Source organism: Methylobacterium sp. Leaf118 (assembly GCF_920984675.1).
In the GTDB taxonomy this organism is placed as follows: domain Bacteria; phylum Pseudomonadota; class Alphaproteobacteria; order Rhizobiales; family Beijerinckiaceae; genus Methylobacterium.
The window spans coordinates 1-17,540 of record NZ_CAKLBV010000003.1; the positions used below are offsets into that span (position 1 = coordinate 1).

The 17,540-nt window shown below is 71.0% G+C and carries 17 protein-coding genes; 10 read left to right on the top strand and 7 right to left on the bottom strand.

The features are described 5' to 3' along the window. Positions 1 to 408 precede the first annotated feature (408 nt). The 4 genes from LW587_RS01960 (at position 409) to ettA (ending at position 3,728) form a co-directional block, all read left to right on the top strand. Positions 409 to 675 (top strand): hypothetical protein, encoded by a 267-nt coding sequence (locus LW587_RS01960; RefSeq protein WP_232627930.1) that lies wholly within the window; start codon positions 409 to 411, stop codon positions 673 to 675. A gap of 10 nt (positions 676 to 685) precedes the next feature. After that, positions 686 to 1,573: a DNA/RNA non-specific endonuclease gene (locus LW587_RS01965; protein WP_232627931.1), complete on the top strand. Its 888-nt coding sequence runs from the start codon at positions 686 to 688 to the stop codon at positions 1,571 to 1,573. An 18-nt stretch (positions 1,574 to 1,591) separates the two neighbouring features. After that, positions 1,592 to 1,864 (top strand): hypothetical protein, encoded by a 273-nt coding sequence (locus LW587_RS01970; RefSeq protein WP_232627932.1) that lies wholly within the window; start codon positions 1,592 to 1,594, stop codon positions 1,862 to 1,864. Between the two features lie 211 nt (positions 1,865 to 2,075). Beyond that, positions 2,076 to 3,728, top strand: a complete 1,653-nt coding sequence (gene ettA, locus LW587_RS01975) for an energy-dependent translational throttle protein EttA (protein ID WP_232627933.1) — start codon at positions 2,076 to 2,078, stop codon at positions 3,726 to 3,728. A 39-nt stretch (positions 3,729 to 3,767) separates the two neighbouring features. Here ettA and LW587_RS01980 read toward each other — a convergent pair whose 3' ends face one another. Continuing rightward, a complete protein-coding gene (locus LW587_RS01980) occupies positions 3,768 to 4,988 on the bottom strand; it encodes a phosphopentomutase (RefSeq protein ID WP_232627934.1) in 1,221 nt (406 codons plus the stop codon). A gap of 4 nt (positions 4,989 to 4,992) precedes the next feature. After that, complete coding sequence (locus LW587_RS01985; protein ID WP_232627935.1) at positions 4,993 to 6,624, bottom strand: ABC transporter ATP-binding protein; 1,632 nt, start codon at positions 6,622 to 6,624, stop codon at positions 4,993 to 4,995. Positions 6,625 to 6,840: 216 nt separating this feature from the next. Between LW587_RS01985 and LW587_RS01990 the strand changes: the two genes are divergently transcribed. Continuing rightward, positions 6,841 to 7,713, top strand: coding sequence for a lytic transglycosylase domain-containing protein (locus tag LW587_RS01990; protein ID WP_232628058.1), 873 nt, complete (start codon positions 6,841 to 6,843; stop codon positions 7,711 to 7,713). A gap of 86 nt (positions 7,714 to 7,799) precedes the next feature. After that, complete coding sequence (locus LW587_RS01995) at positions 7,800 to 8,705, top strand: alpha/beta hydrolase (RefSeq protein WP_232627936.1); 906 nt, start codon at positions 7,800 to 7,802, stop codon at positions 8,703 to 8,705. 15 nt (positions 8,706 to 8,720) lie between these two features. Here LW587_RS01995 and LW587_RS02000 read toward each other — a convergent pair whose 3' ends face one another. Next, on the bottom strand, positions 8,721 to 9,146 hold the full coding sequence (locus tag LW587_RS02000; RefSeq protein ID WP_232627937.1) for an acyl-CoA thioesterase: 426 nt from the start codon (positions 9,144 to 9,146) through the stop codon (positions 8,721 to 8,723). 194 nt (positions 9,147 to 9,340) lie between these two features. Between LW587_RS02000 and LW587_RS02005 the strand changes: the two genes are divergently transcribed. Both LW587_RS02005 and LW587_RS02010 read left to right on the top strand, forming a co-directional pair. Beyond that, a complete protein-coding gene (locus LW587_RS02005) occupies positions 9,341 to 9,997 on the top strand; it encodes a transglutaminase-like cysteine peptidase (protein WP_232627938.1) in 657 nt (218 codons plus the stop codon). Between the two features lie 141 nt (positions 9,998 to 10,138). Next, complete coding sequence (locus tag LW587_RS02010; RefSeq protein WP_232627939.1) at positions 10,139 to 10,456, top strand: hypothetical protein; 318 nt, start codon at positions 10,139 to 10,141, stop codon at positions 10,454 to 10,456. Positions 10,457 to 10,486: 30 nt separating this feature from the next. On the opposite strand, the gene LW587_RS02015 is transcribed toward LW587_RS02010, so the two are convergent. Both LW587_RS02015 and LW587_RS02020 read right to left on the bottom strand, forming a co-directional pair. Then, the gene (locus tag LW587_RS02015) at positions 10,487 to 11,866 is read right to left on the bottom strand and encodes a hybrid sensor histidine kinase/response regulator (protein ID WP_232627940.1); all 1,380 of its coding nucleotides are present in this window, start codon (positions 11,864 to 11,866) and stop codon (positions 10,487 to 10,489) included. Positions 11,867 to 11,876: 10 nt separating this feature from the next. Then, entirely contained in the window at positions 11,877 to 13,037 is a 1,161-nt protein-coding gene (locus tag LW587_RS02020; RefSeq protein WP_232627941.1) for an FIST N-terminal domain-containing protein, read from the bottom strand. Positions 13,038 to 13,354: 317 nt separating this feature from the next. Here LW587_RS02020 and LW587_RS02025 point away from each other — a divergent pair, with 317 nt between their 5' ends. After that, positions 13,355 to 14,938: a putative bifunctional diguanylate cyclase/phosphodiesterase gene (locus tag LW587_RS02025; protein WP_232627942.1), complete on the top strand. Its 1,584-nt coding sequence runs from the start codon at positions 13,355 to 13,357 to the stop codon at positions 14,936 to 14,938. 7 nt (positions 14,939 to 14,945) lie between these two features. Here the strand turns inward: LW587_RS02025 and LW587_RS02030 are convergent, their stop codons facing one another. After that, complete coding sequence (locus tag LW587_RS02030; RefSeq protein ID WP_232627943.1) at positions 14,946 to 16,484, bottom strand: YifB family Mg chelatase-like AAA ATPase; 1,539 nt, start codon at positions 16,482 to 16,484, stop codon at positions 14,946 to 14,948. 166 nt (positions 16,485 to 16,650) lie between these two features. On the opposite strand from LW587_RS02030, the gene LW587_RS02035 reads away from it, so the two are divergent. Then, entirely contained in the window at positions 16,651 to 16,911 is a 261-nt protein-coding gene (locus tag LW587_RS02035) for a PepSY domain-containing protein (RefSeq protein WP_232627944.1), read from the top strand. Between the two features lie 162 nt (positions 16,912 to 17,073). On the opposite strand, the gene LW587_RS02040 is transcribed toward LW587_RS02035, so the two are convergent. Further along, positions 17,074 to 17,511 (bottom strand): DUF5991 domain-containing protein, encoded by a 438-nt coding sequence (locus tag LW587_RS02040; protein ID WP_232627945.1) that lies wholly within the window; start codon positions 17,509 to 17,511, stop codon positions 17,074 to 17,076. Positions 17,512 to 17,540 lie beyond the last annotated feature (29 nt).

Genomic DNA, 17,540 nt, shown 5'->3' on the forward strand with positions numbered 1-17,540 from the left:
CAGCTCGCTCTCCGGAAGCCGACGCAGACGGTCCGGCGTCTCAAGACCCTCGAGGATCGATGTGTCCGCTAGTGCCAATGCCTTCACCCGTCTATGTCTGTGCGGTCGCGCCCTGAGGGCGGACCTCGAAGCCCGTCTCCGATCATGCGGACACGCAGGCTCCCGCTGTTCGCATCGGTCCCCGGGCGTACAGCCTGGAAGACATCTCAACTGCCACCCTTACCGCGATCCGGTCACAGGATGCCATGATCTCACTGCAACAGCGGCGAAGCATTCAGAGGATTCGGGTGTCCCGGACCCCTCGAAAGTTAAGGCGGCCCTGCGGTTTCGCGCGCTGAAGGGTTCCAATTATGGATGATGGGCCGCTTGATCAACATCGCGCCCCCGGCGAAGGCTGACCACCGCCCGATGATTCCCTTTCGCCGCACCCTCATTCCGGCCCTGGCCTTTCTCGGCGGACTCGCCGCCGCGCCGGCGATCGCCGCCGATGCCGGAACCCCCGGGATCGGGCGGCGCCTCTGCCCGCAACCCGTGCGCTGCCGACGTCCGCCCGGTCCGCCGGATCGGGACGTGCGTCCCTTCGAAGGTTCGGTCCAGGGCGCCCTCGGACGGCCCTGCGGGTTCCGCTGGCGCTACACGCCGTCCGGCCCCCGGCGGGTCCGGGTCTGCTTCTAGCGCGGGGCTCATGGCGCATCGTCGGCGATCCGCCCGTTGGGGCCTGATCCTTCTGGCCGTCCTGCCGGCGTCGGGAGCCCGCGCCGCCGAGGCGCCCCCCTGCCCGGCTCTGTTCGCGCAGGGCCGCGCGCCCCTCCTCAGCAATCCGAAGCTCACGGAGCGCACCGTGCCGCTCTGCTTCGAGGCCTTCGCGATCCTGCATTCGGGCGTCGCGCGCGCGCCGCTCTACGCCGCCGAGCGCCTGACCCGCCGGAGCGTCGCCGCCGCCCGACGGGTCGAGCGCGACGACGCGTTCCACGAAGAGGACCGCCTGCCCGAGGACGATCGGGCGAGCCTGTCCGACTACACCCGGAGCGGGTTCGACCGCGGCCATCTCGCCCCGGCCGGCGACATGCCGAGCGCGGCCGCGCAGGCCGAATCGTTCAGTCTGGCCAACATCGTGCCGCAGAACCGCAGCGCCAACCGCAGCCTGTGGGCGGGCATCGAGGAAAGCGTCCGCCGCCTCGCCACCGAGCGCGGCGAGGTCTTCGTCGTCACCGGTCCGGTGTTCGAAGGCCGCTCCGTGGGCGCGATCAAGGGCCGGGTGCTCGTGCCCACGCATCTCTTCAAGGCGATCTACGACCCCCGTACCGGCGAGGCCGGCGCCTATCTCGCCCCCAACGAGGCCGGCGGCGAATGGCGGGCCGTCTCGATCGCGGCGTTGCGCGAGACCGCCGGGATCGACGCGTTCCCGGCCCTGTCCGAGGCGGACAAGGCCAAGGTCATGGATCTGCCCGAGCCTCGCGACTTCTCCCGGAACGAGGGGCGGCGCGACGAGTCCTTCGCGGGCTTCCTGAAAGCGCTGGCCTACGACGCCCTGCGCCGTCTCTGGCGCGAACTATTGCGCGCGATTTTCTGACCGGTCGACGAGGTTCCAATGACCCGAGGCAAGGCCGCCCCGCCCTTCGTCCCCTTCGCGGACGATGCCTCCGTTCGCACGCTCTCGACCTTCTCGGTCGAGAACGGCGCGACCCGCATCGCGCTCCACGGGTCCCTCGACATCACCCGGGATCGCGAGGGCCTGCGCAAGGCCAAGGCCCTCAAGGCCGTCCTCGACGCCGTGGTCTCGGCCCTGGAGGGGGAGAGTTTGCCGGACGCGGTTCCCGAGGAGCCGGAGGCGTCGACTCCGGTGAAGAACCCCTTCGCCTGACAGGGGGCGGACCCGCGTCGCGGAGGGTGCGCCCGGCCGTGCCGTCCTTGCTCCTGCCCGGCGGCCCTGATACTCGGACAGCACAATCTCAACCCGCGAGCGGACGGCGCCCCGCGCGGCGGCCCCAGTGGCCGGGCCCGCGCGAGACGGCACGCTTCCGCGAAGCCGCCGGAGCCCCGGCCCCGGTCCCCCATTTCAAGGACGAACGCACATGGCCCGCGAATTCATCTACCACATGCGCGGTCTGACCAAGACCTATGTCGGGGGCAAGAAGGTCCTCGAGAACGTGAACCTGTCGTTCTACCCGGACGCCAAGATCGGCGTGCTCGGCATCAACGGCTCCGGCAAGTCGACGCTGCTCAAGATCATGGCCGGCATCGACAAGGACTGGACGGGCGAGGGGTTCGTCGCGCAGGGCGCCCGGGTCGGCTACCTGCCGCAGGAGCCGCAGCTCGACCCCGACAAGAGTGTCCGCGAGAACGTCATGGAAGGCGTGGCCGAGAAGCAGGCCCTGCTCGACCGCTATAACGACCTCGCCATGAACTATTCCGAGGAGACCGCGGACGAGATGACCGCGCTCCAGGACAAGATCGAGGCGGGCAACCTCTGGGAGCTCGATTCCAAGGTCGATCAGGCCATGGAGGCCCTCGGCTGTCCGAGCGACGAGCAGCCGGTCGCGACGCTCTCGGGCGGCGAGCGCCGCCGCGTCGCCCTGTGCCGGCTGCTGCTGTGGGAGCCGGAACTGCTGCTCCTCGACGAGCCGACCAACCACCTCGACGCCGAGACGGTGAACTGGCTCGAAGGCCACCTCAAGCAGTATCCGGGCGCGATCCTGATCGTGACCCACGATCGCTACTTCCTCGACAACGTCACGGGCTGGATCCTCGAACTCGATCGCGGCCGGGGGATTCCCTACGAGGGCAACTACTCGGCCTGGCTCGTGCAGAAGCAGAAGCGCCTGGAGCAGGAGGGCCGCGAGGACATGGCCCGCCAGCGCTCGATCGCCCGCGAGCAGGAGTGGATTTCGGCCTCGCCCAAGGCCCGGCAGTCGAAGTCGAAGGCGCGGATCACCCGCTACGAAGAGCTGGTGGCCAAGCAGAACAGCAAGGTCGATGCGGCGGCGCAGATCGTCATCCCGATCGACGAGCGGCTGGGCACCAACGTCATCGAGTTCGATCATCTCAACAAGGCGTTCGGCGACCGCCTGCTGATCGAGGATCTCTCGTTCAAGCTGCCGCCGGGCGGCATCGTCGGCGTGATCGGCCCGAACGGCGCCGGCAAGACCACCCTGTTCAAGATGATCACCGGCCAGGAGACGCCCGACGGCGGCCGCATCGAGGTCGGCGAGACGGTCAAGCTCGGCTATGTCGACCAGTCGCGCGACGCCCTCGATCCCAACGCCACCGTCTGGCAGGAGGTCTCGGGCGGCAACGACATCATCTATTTCAACAAACGCGAGATCAATTCCCGGGCCTATTGCGCGGCCTTCGCCTTCAAGGGCGGCGACCAGCAGAAGAAGGTCGGGACGCTCTCGGGCGGCGAGCGCAACCGCGTGCATCTGGCCCGCACCCTCAAGGGCGGCGCCAACGTGCTGCTCCTCGACGAGCCGACCAACGATCTCGACATGGAGACCCTGCGGGCGCTCGAGGACGCGCTCGAGGATTACGCCGGCTGCGCCGTCATCATCAGCCACGATCGCTGGTTCCTGAACCGCATCGCGACCCATATCCTCGCCTTCGAGGGCGACAGCCATGTCGAGTGGTTCGAGGGCAACTTCTCGGATTACGAGACCGACAAGAAGCGCCGGCTCGGCACCGACTCGATCATCCCGAAGAAGCTGAAGTACAAGAAGTTCTCGCGCTGAGGCGTCCCCTCTCCCCTCTCGGGGGCGAGAGTCCCGTTCTCACCACCAGGCCTGCCCCGCCCCGAGCGGCGGCAGGCCGAGATGCGCGGCGAGCGAGGCGCCGATATCGGCGAAGCTGTCGCGCCGCCCGAGGGGGCCCGTCGCCAGCCCCGGCCCGAAGGCCAACACCGGCACCTGCTCGCGGGTGTGCTCGGTCCCGGCCCAGGTGGGGTCGTTGCCGTGGTCGGCGGTGACGAGGGCGAGGTCGCCCGGCCGCAGAGCGGCCCGGATGTCGGGAACCCGCGCGTCGAAGGCTTCGAGTTCGGCGGCGTAGCCCGGCACGTCGCGGCGGTGGCCGTGTTCCGTGTCGAAATCCACGAGGTTGACGAAGACGAGCCCGCCCTCGGGCAGGTCGGCGAAGGCCGATAGCGCCGCGTCGAGGCAGGCGGCGTTGCCCGAAGGCTTGATCTCGCGGCCGGTGGCCCGGTGGGCGAAGATGTCCCCGATCTTGCCGACGCTGACGAGGGCGCGGCCCGCCGCCGCCGCGACGTCGAGCAGCGTGTCGGCGGGGGGCGACACCGAAAAGTCCTTGCGGTTCCCGGTGCGGCGGAAGCCGGAGGCCGCGTCACCGAGGAAGGGGCGGGCGATCACGCGGCCGACCCGATAGGGGTCGCAGAGACGCCGCGCGATCCGGCAGGTGGCGTAGAGACGCTCCAGCCCGAAGGCCGTCTCGTGGGCGGCGATCTGGAAGACGCTGTCGGCCGAGGTGTAGCAGATCGGCCGGCCCGTCCGGACATGCGCGTCCCCGAAGGTGTCGATGATCGCCGTGCCCGAGGCATGGCAATCGCCGAGAATGCCCGGAACGCCCACCTCTGCGCAGAAGGCGGCGATCAGCTCGGGCGGGAAGGCCGGGCGCGTGTCGGGGAAATGGCCCCAGGGCTCCGGAAGGGGCAGGCCGGCGATCTCCCAGTGGCCCGAGGGCGTGTCCTTGCCGGACGCCCGCTCGATCGCGTGGCCCCAAAGCGCCCGCGGCGGCTCCGAAGGCGACAAGCCCGGCGGGATGCGGCCCGTCGCCCCTTCGCAGGCGAGGCCGAGGCCGAGGGCGGCGAGGTTCGGCACGGCCAGGGGGCCCGCGCGAAGCCCGGCCCGGTCCCCGCGCCCGGCGGCGCAGGCTTCGGCGATGTGGCCGACCGTGTCGGCGCCGCGGTCGCCGTAGCGGGCGGCATCGGGGGCGCCCCCGATGCCGACGGAATCGAGGACGACGAGGAGGGCGCGGGCCATCGGCTCAGGCCAGGACCGGCTCGTCGGCGGTGGTCGCCGCATCCATCTCGAAGGCCGCCGCGAACAGGGTGCGGGTGTACTCGGTCTGGGGCGATGCGAAGATCGCCTCGGCCAGGCCCTCCTCGACGACCCGCCCCTGCTGCATCACCAGAACGTAGTTCGAGAGCGCCCGCACGACCTTCAGGTCGTGGCTGATGAACAGGTAGGCGAGCCCCCGCTCCCGCTGGAGGTCGCGCAGCAGCGTCACGATCTGTGCCTGCACCGAGCGGTCCAGGGCCGAGGTCGGCTCGTCGAGGACGACGAAGCGGGGTTCCAGCACGATCGCGCGGGCGATGGCGATCCGCTGGCGCTGGCCGCCGGAGAATTCGTGCGGATAGCGGTCCATCGCCGCCGGATCGAGGCCGACATCCGTGAGTGCCTTGGCGACCGCCGCCCGTCGCTCCGCGGCGGTGTTGACCCGCCCCTGGACCTGAAGCCCCTCGGCGACGATCTCCCCCACCGACATCCGCGGCGAGAGCGAGCCATAGGGATCCTGGAAGACCACCTGCATGTCCTTGCGCAGGGGCCGCATCGCGCCGACGCCGTAGCGGTCGATCCGTTGCCCGAGGAACACGATCGGCCCCTCTGAGCCGATCAGGCGCAGAAGCGCGAGGCCGAGGGTGGTCTTGCCCGAGCCCGACTCGCCGACGACGCCGACGGTCTCGCCCGCCCGCACCGCGAGCGTGACGCCGTCCACCGCCTTGACGTGCCCCACGGTGCGCCGGAGCAGCCCCTCCTTCAGCGGGAACCAGACCTTGATCGGCCCGGCCTCGATCATCGCCGGGGCGGTCCGATCGACCGGGTTCGCCCGGCCTGTGGGCTCCGAGGCGAGGAGCCGACGGGTGTAGTCGTGGCGCGGCCGGGTGAAGACCTCCGCCACGGGACCGGTCTCGACGATCCGCCCCCGCAGCATCACGCAGACGGAGGTGGCGATGCGCCGCACGATGCCGAGATCGTGGGTGATGAACAGCATCGCCATGCCGAGGCGCTTCTGGAGATCGGCCAGGAGCGCCAGGATCTGGGCCTGGACGGTGACGTCGAGGGCGGTGGTCGGCTCGTCGGCGACCAGCAGGTCCGGCTCGCAGGCCAGGGCCATGGCGATCATCACGCGCTGGCGCTGGCCGCCCGACAATTCGTGGGGATAGGCCCCAAGCCGCCGCTCGGCGTCGCGGATGCCGACGAGGTCGAGGAGTTCGAGGATGCGGGCCCGTGCCCGCTGGCCGCGCAGGCCGCGGTGGATTTCCAGAACCTCGCCGATCTGCCGCTGGATCGTGTGCAGCGGGTTGAGCGAGGTCATCGGCTCCTGGAACACCATGGTGATGTCGGCGCCGCGCACCTGGCGGAGATCCCGCTCGCGCAGGGTGAGCAGATCGCGCCCCTTGAACAGGATCCGGCCCGAGGGGTGATGGGCCGCGCCATCGAGCAGGCGCAGGACCGAGAGCGCCGTGACCGACTTGCCCGAGCCCGATTCGCCGACGAGCGCCAGCGTCTCGCCCGGCGCGATCGAGAAGGACACGCGGTCGACCGCGCGCGTCTCGCCGTCCCGGGTGCGGAACACGACCGAGAGATCCTCGACGGTCAGAAGCGGTTCGGTCATCGGGCCCCGGCAGCGACATGCGGCCCGCCGAGGCCGAGACGCGGACCGGGCGGGACGGTGGGTTATAGCGCGCGAGCCGGAACACGCGAATCGTCCCCGCGGACACGAAATCCGACGATGCTGCGTTGCACCAACTACGCAAGGCGCGCCGAGGGCCCTAGATGAACGCCCGTGCTTCGCTTTTGTCTCGCCCTCTTGCCGGCCGCCGCCCTCCTGATGCTCGGCGCCCCGGCCCATGCCACGACCTCGCCCGACAGCGAGACCGTCGAGCAGGCGCTCTGCCGTCTGATCGAGGGCGCAGCGAAGGCACGCAGCCTGCCGGTGCCCTTCCTGACGCGGCTGATCTGGCGCGAGAGCAGCTTCCGCGTGGGCGTCGTGAGCCCTGCGGGCGCGCAGGGGGTCGCGCAGTTCATGCCTGGCACCGCGCGGGAGCGCGGCCTCACCGATCCGTTCGACCCCGAGCAGGCGATCCCCCACGCCGCCCATTTCCTCGCGGACCTGAAGCGGCAGTTCGGCAATCTCGGGCTGGCGGCGGCGGCCTATAATGGCGGGCCGGGCCGCGTCTCGTCCTGGCTTGCGGGCTCGGGCGGGCTGCCCGCCGAGACCCGGGCCTACGTCATCGCCATCACCGGCCGCCCGGCGGAGGATTGGCGCGCGACCCCGTCGGTCGAGATGCCGGAGGGACCGGCGTCCCGCGAGGGCAAGGCGGCGGACAAACCCTCCGAGACGCCGGCCCCGCTCGAGGCCGAGACGCAGAACTGCCTTCAGGTCACGGCGGCCCTGCGCATCCCCGCGCGGGGCGACCGCTTCGCCCTGCCGATCGAGGGCGGCCCGGCGGCCCCCTGGGGCATCCAGCTCGCGGGCAACTTCTCCAAATCCCTGGCGCTGGCAAGCTTCCAGCGGGCCCGATCGCGCTATGCCGGCGTGATCGGCGAGGTGCGGCCGATGATCATCGGAACCCGCCTGCGCTTCCGCGGCTCCCGCGCCTTCTACCGCGTCCGGATTCCCGCCGAGAGCCGCGCCGCCGCCGACGGCCTGTGCCAGAAGATCCGCGCCGTCGGCGGCGCCTGCATCGTGCTGCGAACATGACCCCGGAGCTCGCCGGCCGCCCTGGCCGCTTTCGCCTCGGCTCGGCCATGAATCCGCCGTGCGCGCCACGTCAATCTTAGGACGACATGATCAAAGCGTTCGTCTCCCTCGTCTCGCTGATCTGCCTCGGCCTCGTCGCCCTGGGCCTGAGCGGCTGTTCGCCGCTGGCGCTGTTCGATGCGCTGGGCCCCCGCGACAAGGGCGGCCGCCTCGCCCTGCGCGACGCCGCCTACGGCGCGGACCCGCGCCAGCGCCTCGACGTGTTCGTGCCGAGCGTGCCCCTGGTGAAGGCGCCGGTGCTGGTGTTCTTCTACGGCGGCTCGTGGAACAGCGGCAGCAAGGACGATTACGCCTTCGTCGCCCAGGCCTTCGCGGCGCAGGGCTTCGTGACCGTGCTGCCGGATTACCGTCTCTTCCCGCAATCGCGATTCCCCGATTTCCTCGAGGACGGCGCGGCGGCGATCGCCTGGGTCCGCGACAACATCGCTGCCCATGGCGGTGATCCGAACCGGATCGTGCTCGCGGGCCATTCGGCGGGGGCCTACAACGCCGCCATGCTCGGGCTCGATCCGGAATACCTGCGCCGGGCCGGCGTCGATCCGCGCTCGATCCGGGCGGTGGCCGGCCTCTCGGGACCCTACGATTTCCTGCCCTTCGACCAGCGGACCTCGATCGACGTGTTCGGGCAGGCGCCCGACGCCAAGGCGACCCAGCCGGTCACCTTCGCGGGCTCCCATTCCCCGCCGACCTTCCTGGCCACCGGCGACGCCGACACCGTGGTGCGCCCCTTCAACACCGAGAGCCTCGCCGGCCGCCTGCGCAGTGCCCGCGTCCCGGTGCAGGAGCGGGTCTATCCCGGCCTCGACCACGCCGACACGCTGCTCGCCCTCTCGGTCACGTTCCGCCGCAAGGCCCCGGTGCTCGCCGAGATGAGCGCCTTCCTCCACCAGCATGCCAACGCCCGGCGCCTGACGACACTGACGATGCACTGACCGGCGCCGGGCCCGTCAGCTGGCAGGCATCACATCCGGCGGGATTGGCCGCGGCCGCCGGTCCGGCCCGATGGCGACGAAGCTGAACAGCCCCTCGGTCACCTTCACGGTCAGCTCGCCCTCGCGCTCCCGGCGCCAGACCTCGACCTGGATCGCCATCGAGCTGCGTCCGATGCGCACGATCCAGGCATAGATGCTGACCTCGTCGCCGACGAAGACCGGGCGATGGAAGGTCATGGCCTCCACCGAGATCGTGGCGCAGCGGCCCCGGGCGCGCCGGGCGGCGACGTTGCCGGCCGCGAGATCCATCTGGGCCATCAGCCAGCCGCCGAAAATGTCGCCCGCCGGGTTGGTGTCGGCGGGCATCGCGATGGTGCGGATCACCGGCGATCCCCGATCCGTCGGGGGGGCGGCGGCGGCACCGGTCATTTCGGTCGTCATGGGTGAGGTGCGCTCCGGACTCGTTCGTGATTCGAGCCTAGCAGCCTCCGTGCCCGGCCACAGGCGCGCCGCCCCCCGGAGTCTTTCATTCGATTGCGAGTGAAGCCGTTAACCGATCTTTAACCTTCCGATTGCCCTGCCCCGCCGCCTGTGAGAGCTTCCTTAACGAGAGCTTAAGGGTTCGGGTCGGGTCCATGCGTATCGAGTTCGCCCAGCGTCGCTTCGCCTCCCGCCGCACGACGTCCCGTGCCGGCCTCGCCCTCGCCGCGTTCCTGGCCTGCGGTCTCGCCGCCCCGGAGGCTGCGGCCCAGCCGCTTCCCGCCATCGGACCGTCGGCCGCCACCACCGGCGCGGCCCGCCCGATCGCCGCCTGGGCCGAGTTCTGCGAGCGTTATCCCGCTGAGTGCGCTGTCGATCGCACCGAGGCCGCCGCCGTCACCCTGACGCCGGCGCTGTGGCAAACGATCAACGCGGTCAATCGCCGGATCAACCGGTCGGTCGAGGCGGTGACCGACCTGCAGCATTGGCGCTCCGCCGACCGCTGGGACCTCGCCGAGGATGGTCGTGGGGATTGCGAGGACTTCCAGCTCCTGAAGCGGCGCTCCCTCGTTCAGGCCGGTGTGCCGCGCCGGGCGATGCGCATGACCGTGGTGATCGACGAGAAGGGCGAGGGCCATGCCGTGCTCACCATCGTGACCAACCGCGGCGACCTCGTGCTCGACAACAAGACCAGCGTGGTCCTGCCCTGGACCCAGACCGGCTACACCTTCGTCAAGCGCGAGAGCCAGGATGCGGTGGGCTGGGTCGCCCTCGGGCGCGACGCCTCGCCGGTCACGGCCGCGAATCGCTGACGAAGGCGTCCCGGATCGGGACCGGACCGACCCTCCGCGCGTTAGACCGGCTTAACGGGTCGGCAGCCAAGGTTGACGGAAGGTTTCCGCGGCCGCCGCACGTTCCCGGAAACGCCCGTCCTGCCAACGGTTCGCCGTCCCATGCGCCGCGTCCTCCTGCTCGCTGCCCTCGCCTCGCTCGCCGCGCTTCCCGCCCAGGCGGAGAGCGTGGCCGTGACGCGTCACGCCGCGTGGCAGGCCTGCCTCGACGAGGCCTTCGCGGATCAGGCCCGCACCATGAGCCGTAGCTACGCGGCGACCAAGGCGGTCGCCACCTGCCGCGAGCCCGAGAACGCCTATCTGGCGGCGCTCTCGACCTCGCCCCTGCTCGACGGCGAAGACGTCGCCCGCATCCGCCCGGACCTCGTCGCCCGCGCCCGCAGCCGCCTGATCGGGCTGCCGCGGCTCAGCGCCCTGTAGGGCGTCGACCGGGAGGACCGCTTTCGCCGCTCACGCCAGCATGTAGGCGAGCAGCGAGCGCAGCTGTGCCGGCTTGATCGGCTTGTGGACGAGTTCCGCGCCATGGGCCCGAGCCTGCCCCTCGATCGCGGCGCTGTGGTCGGCGGTGGTGAGGATCACCGGGGTGACCCAGCCCCGGTTGCGGCGCAGGTAATCCACGACATCGAAACCGCAGGCGCCGTGGTCGAGATGGTAATCGATCACCATCACGTCGGGCCGGCCCAACCCGGCATTGAGCGCCGCGACGACCCCCGCGAGATCGGAGAAGGTCCGCACCTCTGCGTCCCAGTTGCGCAGCAGGCGCCGCAGCGCCTCCGCCGTGGCGGCGTCGTTCTCGATCACGAGGACCCGCGCCCCGGTCAGCGTCGTCGCCAGGGGGGCCACGCGCACCGGCGCGTCCGGCCGCTGCGTCGCGAGCGGCAAAGTGAGGCTCAACCGCGTGCCGTGGTCGGGACGGGACCCGAGCGCGATGCCGTGCCCCAGCGTCGAGGCCATGCGCTGCACGATCGACAGGCCGAGGCCGAGCCCCACGCCGCCATCCTCGCCCTCGCGCGCGCCGCGGTAGAATTCCTCGAACACCAGCGCCCGCTCGTGTTCCGGGATGCCGCGGCCGGTATCGATGACGTCGATGCGGCAGCGTTTGCGTCCCTCCGGGTCCGTCCGCCGCCGCCCGGCGATCAGCACCCCGCCGCGCTCGGTGTAGCGGATCGCGTTGGAGACGAGATTCTGGAGAATGCGCTGGAGCAGCATCGGGTCGGTCTCGACCACGAGGTCGGCGCAGCGGCTGACCAGGCGCAGCGCCTTGCGCTCGGCGAAGGGCCGGAAACTCGCCTCGATCCCGCCGACGAGATCGGCGAGCCGCACCGCCTTGACGACGGGACGGACCACGCCGGCATCGAGCTTCGAGATGTCGATGAGCGCCTTGATCAGGTCCTCGATCGTCTCCAGCCCACGCTCCACCTGCCGGGTGATCGTGTGGGCCTCGGGGCCCGCCGCGAGGTCGGCCAGCGCCGAGAGCGAGAGGCGGGCGGCGTTCAACGGCTGCAGCAGGTCGTGGCTCGCGGCCGCGAGGAAGCGGGTCTTGGAGCGGTTGGCGGTCTCGGCTTCCTCTTTGGCCGCCTGCAGCGCCTCGTTGGAGCGCTCCAGGCTGTGCATCAGCGCCGTCAACTCCTCGGTGCGGGCGCGGACCCGTCCCTCCAGCATGATCGCGGTCTGGAACAGGGAATAGGCGCCGCCCTGCTGGTCCATGGTCCGCTCGACATGGGCCATCAGCGACGCGTTGATCCGCTCGAGTTTGGCCACGCGCCGGCTCAGGGATTCGACGGTGTCGGATTCGGCGGCAGGCTCCGCCCAGAGGGTCGGCCGGTTCATCGCGGGCTCGTCACGGCGCGCCGACCCGGCCGATCGCGATGCCCGTGAAGGTCTGGTTGAGGTGCATGGACCGGTATTGCTCGCCGTAGGTCTCGAACCCGACCACGCTGTAGCGCCGGTACAGATCGGCGATCCGGTGCCGTACCTGCCGGCTCTCGGCATCGAGGCGGCGGAACACGCAGTCGAAGCCGATGACGAGGTCGAGACCGCCCAGGCCCTCGTCGAGGGCGGCGAGCTCGGCCCGCGTCGCCTCGACGATGTCCCGGGGCTGGGCCAGCGTCATCACCACGCCCTCGCCGATGGCGCAGAAGAAGGTCAGCGAGCCGTCCGGCTCCACCCGGCTGATCGAGCGGCAGTAATATTCGCCCCCGATCTTCACCGCGAGGGGATAGGCGGCGAAGCTCATGGGGGTCAGACGCTCCGGGTCGAGCCCGACCGCCATGGCGTATTCCCGCGCAGCGGGCTCGGCGTTCAGTTCGTAGACGCGCCGCTCGTCCTCGCGGGCCGCCGTGACCACGAATTTCCGGCTCGTCGGCTCGAAATTGTCGCTCTTGAAGATCCGGATCGGGAAGTCGGTCTCGACGAGCAGGATCACCGCCGCGTCGCGATGGGCGCGGCCCTCATGGATCAGCACCGTCGCGCGGAACGCGAGGTCGTCGCCCGCGGAGCCGCCGATCAGCGGGATGCCGTCGAGCGCCCAGGCGACGGCGGACACCACGGTCTCCTCCGCATTGGCGAGCGCGTCGATGAGCGAGATCGCGAAGCGGTGACCGGTGCCCCCGCTCTGGTCGAGCAGGCGGCGGAGGCCGCGCACGGTCGAGGCCGCGCCCTCGACATCGAGCCGGGCGATCTGGGTCAGCACGCCGGCGACGATCCGAAACCCCTGGCGGGGAAAGGCGATGGCGACGAGGCCGCGGTCGATCGAGCCCGCCGGGCTGATCCCGCCCGAGGTGGTGCAGCCCGTGACCGGAACGCCGGGAAAGCGCGCGGCCAGCTCCGCGGTCAAGATATCGGGGTCGTAGGTCGGCGAGAAGAACACCATCAGGTGGCCGATGCCCGTGGGCTCGACCGCCCCGGCCACCGCCGCGACCGCCGCCCCGGGCTCCGCCGCGTCGGTCCAGGCCGTCTGGATCCCGCACAGATGCCGGCGCATCTGCGTGCCGTGTCCCACCGCGTCTCTCCCTCGAACGGGTCTTGACCGGTCACCCGGCGCCCTGCACGTCGCGAATCGACTATGTGCGCGGCGCCCCGCGGCCGCAATGGCCGCCGCCGGGCTTCGCCGGAGCGTTCGGCAGGATGATGCACGAATGCGCCTCCGCTCCGCGGCACGGGGACCGGATCCGCGGCGGTTCGGCGCGACGACCCGGTCCCGCGCGCGCCGAGGACACGGCGTTGACGATGACCCGAAGGGCTTCGCCCTCTTCGGGCGCGGATTAAGTGCGCCTTAGGAGGTTTGACCGCTGGTTGCGGAGGAACAAGGAGCGGCACATGGCTGACCGGAAGAGGGCCAGTTGGGGGAGCGGCGAGCTCTACGATCTCCTGTGCCTGATGATGCTCGGCTGTTGCGTCTGGCTTCTTGGCGTTCAGCTCGGGGCCTTCCGCTGGCTCGACGCTCTCATCATCGGGCACCAGCTGTCCGACCTGTTCATGCTGGGCTTCTTCATGGGACTCGGCGCCTTCGTGGCGAGCGTTTCGAAATCGGTGCGGCTGCGCCGGGCGATCCGCGAACGCGACACGGCCGAGGCGCAGGCCTCCGAGGCCGCCCGCCACGACCCGCTGACCGGCCTGTCCAACCGCCGCCGCTTCATCGAGAGCCTGGAGGCGCGGCGCCGGAGCCGATCGGCTGCGGCCGGCGGCTCGCGTCTCTCGGTGTTCCTGATCGACCTCGACCGGTTCAAGCCGGTCAACGAACTCTACGGCCGCGAGGCCGGCAACGCGGTGCTCTGCGCCGTCGGCGAGCGGCTCGAACGCGCGCTGCCCTCCGGCTCGAGCCTCGCGCGCCTCGACGGCGACGAGTTCATCGCCCTGGTCGAGACCGGCTCCGACGGCGAGGCCCTGGCGCGGATCGCCCAGGGGCTGATCGCTGCGGTCTCGGCCCCGGTTTCCTGGCAGGGTCACGAGATCAAGGTCGGCGCCACGGTCGGCATCGCCGATGCGGGCCGCGAGGCGGGCAGCGCCGACGCGGTCCTGCATGCCGCCGACCTCGCCATGGGCCAGGGGAAGCGGGACGGGCGCGGCACCTACCGGGTGTTCGAGACCGCCATGGACGAACGGCTCAAGGCCCGTGCCCGGCTCGAGACGGACCTGCGCGTCGCCATCGATCAGGGACAGATCGAGCCGTTCTACCAGCCCGTGGTCGCCCTGCCCGGGCAGGCGGTGACCGGGTTCGAGGTCCTGGCCCGCTGGCGCCATCCCGAGCGCGGCCTGCTCGCGCCGGCGGTGTTCATCCCGGTCGCCGAGGAGACCGGCATGATCGGCGACCTCAGCACCCTGATCCTGCGCCGCGCCTGCCTCGACGCGCGGGACTGGCCGAACCATCTTCAACTCGCCGTCAACATCGCCCCGCAGCAGTTCCAGGAAGTGGGGCTCGCCGAACGGATCACCGCGATCCTCACCGAGACGGGCTTCCCGGCCGAGCGCCTCGAAGTGGAGATCACCGAGACGGCGATCGTGCAGGACATGGAGGCGACCCGGGCGACCCTGACCAAGCTCCAGAGCCTCGGCGTCAGGGTGGCGCTCGACGATTTCGGCACCGGATATTCGAGCCTCTATCACCTGCGCGAACTGCGCTTCGACAAGCTGAAGATCGATCGGTCCTATGTGAACTCGATCGCCCAGGGCGATGACCGCGCCAAGCTGGTCGATGCCATCATCAAGCTCGGCAACAGCCTCGGGCTCGTGACCACGGCCGAGGGCATCGAGTGCGAGACCAGCCTCGACTGGCTGTCGAATCAGGGCTGCGATTACGGTCAGGGCTACCTGTTCGGCCGTCCGATGCCGAAGGCCGAGGTCGAACGACAGTTCAGCGAAGGCCTGCTGCGCCCCTCGGTCCCCGCCGTGAAGGCGGCCTGACGCCGCCTCACGCGGCGGCCGCCGGGCGTTCGCCCCGGGCCCGGTAGGACAGGGCTTCGGCCAGGTGCAGCCGCCTCACCCGCGCCTCGCCGTCGAGATCGGCCAATGTGCGGGCGACCCGCAGGGTGCGGTGGAAGCCCCGGGCCGAGAGCCGCATGGATTCCGCCGCATCGCGAATGAGGGCGGCGCCCTCGGCATCGGGGGCGGCCACCTCCTCGATCACCGGCGCCGGGCAGGTGGCGTTGGTGAGCGAGGCGGCCAAGCCCCTCTCGGCGAACCGGGCCGATTGGAGCGCCCGGGCCGCCGCGACACGCACGGCGGCCTCCGACGAGCCTTCCGCGGGGGGTGGCAGGATCAGGTCGGCGGCGGTGACGGCGGCGACCTCGATGCGCAGGTCGATCCGGTCGAGGAGCGGGCCGGAGATCCGGGCGCCGTATTGCGCGACGCAGCGCTCGTTGGGGCCCCGCCGGCAGGCATAGCCCGGCTCCAGCGCCATGCCGCAGCGGCAGGGATTCATCGCCGCGACCAACTGGAAGCGGGCCGGATAGGTGACCCGGTGGTTGGCCCGGGCGATCATTACCGCGCCGGTCTCCATCGGCTGGCGCAGCGAATCGAGCACCTGCGGGGTGAATTCCGGCAACTCGTCGAGAAACAGCACGCCGCCATGGGCCAGGGAGATTTCTCCGGGCCGGGCCTGGAGGCCACCGCCGACCAGGGCGGCCATGGAGGCCGAGTGGTGGGGCTGACGGAACGGGCGCCGGTTCGAGAGGGCGCCGCCCTTCAATTCCCCCGCCACCGACTGGATCATCGAGACTTCGAGGAGTTCGCGGGGGCCGAGCGGCGGCAGGATCGAGGGCAGGCGCGCAGCGAGCATCGACTTGCCGGCCCCGGGCGGCCCGTTGAACAGCAGGTTGTGACCGCCCGCGGCGGCGATCTCCAGGGCGCGCTTGCCCCCCTCTTGCCCCTTGATGTCGCGCAGGTCCGGCATCGGCCCCGCCGGCGCGGCGATCGCGGGCTGGGGCCGGGCCATCACCTGACTGCCCTTGAAGTGGTTGGCGAGCTGGATGAGCGAGCGCGGCGCCAGCACGTCCATGTCGCCCGCCGCCCAGGCTGCCTCCGGGCCGGTCGCGGCGGGGCAGATCAGGCCGAGGCCCCGCCCGTTGGCCGCCATCGCCGCGGGCAGCACGCCGGTCACGGCCGTGATCGAGCCGTCGAGCGCCAGTTCGCCGAGCACGCAATAGCCGGCGAGGGCGTCCTCGGGCAGCGCGCCGATGGCGCCCATCACGGCGAGCGCGATCGGCAGGTCGTAATGCGAGCCCTCCTTGGGCAGATCGGCCGGGGCGAGGTTCACGGTGATGCGCTTGGCCGGCAGGGCGAGCCCGGAGGCGATCAGGGCCGAGCGCACCCGCTCCCGCGATTCCGCCACCGCCTTGTCCGGCAGGCCGACGATGGTGAAGGCGACGAGGCCCGCCGCGATCTGCACCTGCACGTCGACGGCGCGCGCCTCGATCCCCTCGAAGGCAACGGTGGCGACGCGGGTGACCATGGGGCGGGCGGGCTCCGATCCCGGAAGTTTCCGATCCCGGAAGTTGCAGCGTAAGCGGCGACTCGCGCCCTGGCAATCGCCACGCTTGGGCGTCGGGACGGTCCGGCTGGAACCGTTGGGCGGATCGCCCCGTTCGCCCCGCATCCCCTTGCAACGGAGCCATGCCATGTTCGCCCGTCCCCTCGCCGCCGCCGCCCTCGGGCTTGCCCTGGTCGCGGGCCCCGCGCTCGCCGACGAGAAGCTTCCGCCCGAGCAGCAGACCAAGGTCGAAGACATCCTGAAGAAGGAAGGCTTCACCAAGTGGAAGGAGATCGAGCTCGACGACGGGATGATCGAGGTCGATGACGCCATCGACGCCAACGGCAAGCAGTTCGATCTCAAGCTCGATCCGAAGACGCTGGAGATCGTCAAGCGCAAGGCCGAGTGAGGCGCCCTGCCCGCCGTTTTGCTCTGACGCGCACGACCGCCTATGGCGGTCGGATCCGGCGCCGCATGGTGGCCTCCCGGAGAGTGTGAGGCGACGCCCGGTTCGGCCGGGCGTGGCCGCTCTTCGACCTGGGAAAGCGTCCCGCGGCCCTGCGGCCGTCCCCTACCGCATCTCCAAAAAGTACGCGCCGCTCTCGGCCACGCTCCCGCCGTCCGGATGGAGGCCGTGCCAGCGGGTGATCAATCCGGCGCCGCCCTCCGCGGCCTTCGACAGCGTGAAGAGGCTCTCGCCGGGCTGGTGATCGGCGGAGCCGTACCGGTTGAGGAGCGATCCGTTCTCGTAGCGGTGGAACGTGACGGTGAGGGTCGCGCCCTCCGCCCGCGTCTCACACAGGATGCGCTCGTTGATCTGGACGCCGCGGATCGTCAGCAGGCAGCCGCCGCGGGCGCCGGGCAGGCCGAGGGCGAGATCGTAGGAGACGAGCGGGGTCGCGTCGCCCTCGGTGAGGCCGGGATCGTGCTCGTAGACGTAGCGGCCCTGCCAGTCCCGGCCCGTCATCTCCGGTGCCGCAATGGCGCCCCAGGCGACTAAGGCGTGCAAGGCCGCCAGGCAAATCCGTGTCGCTCGTC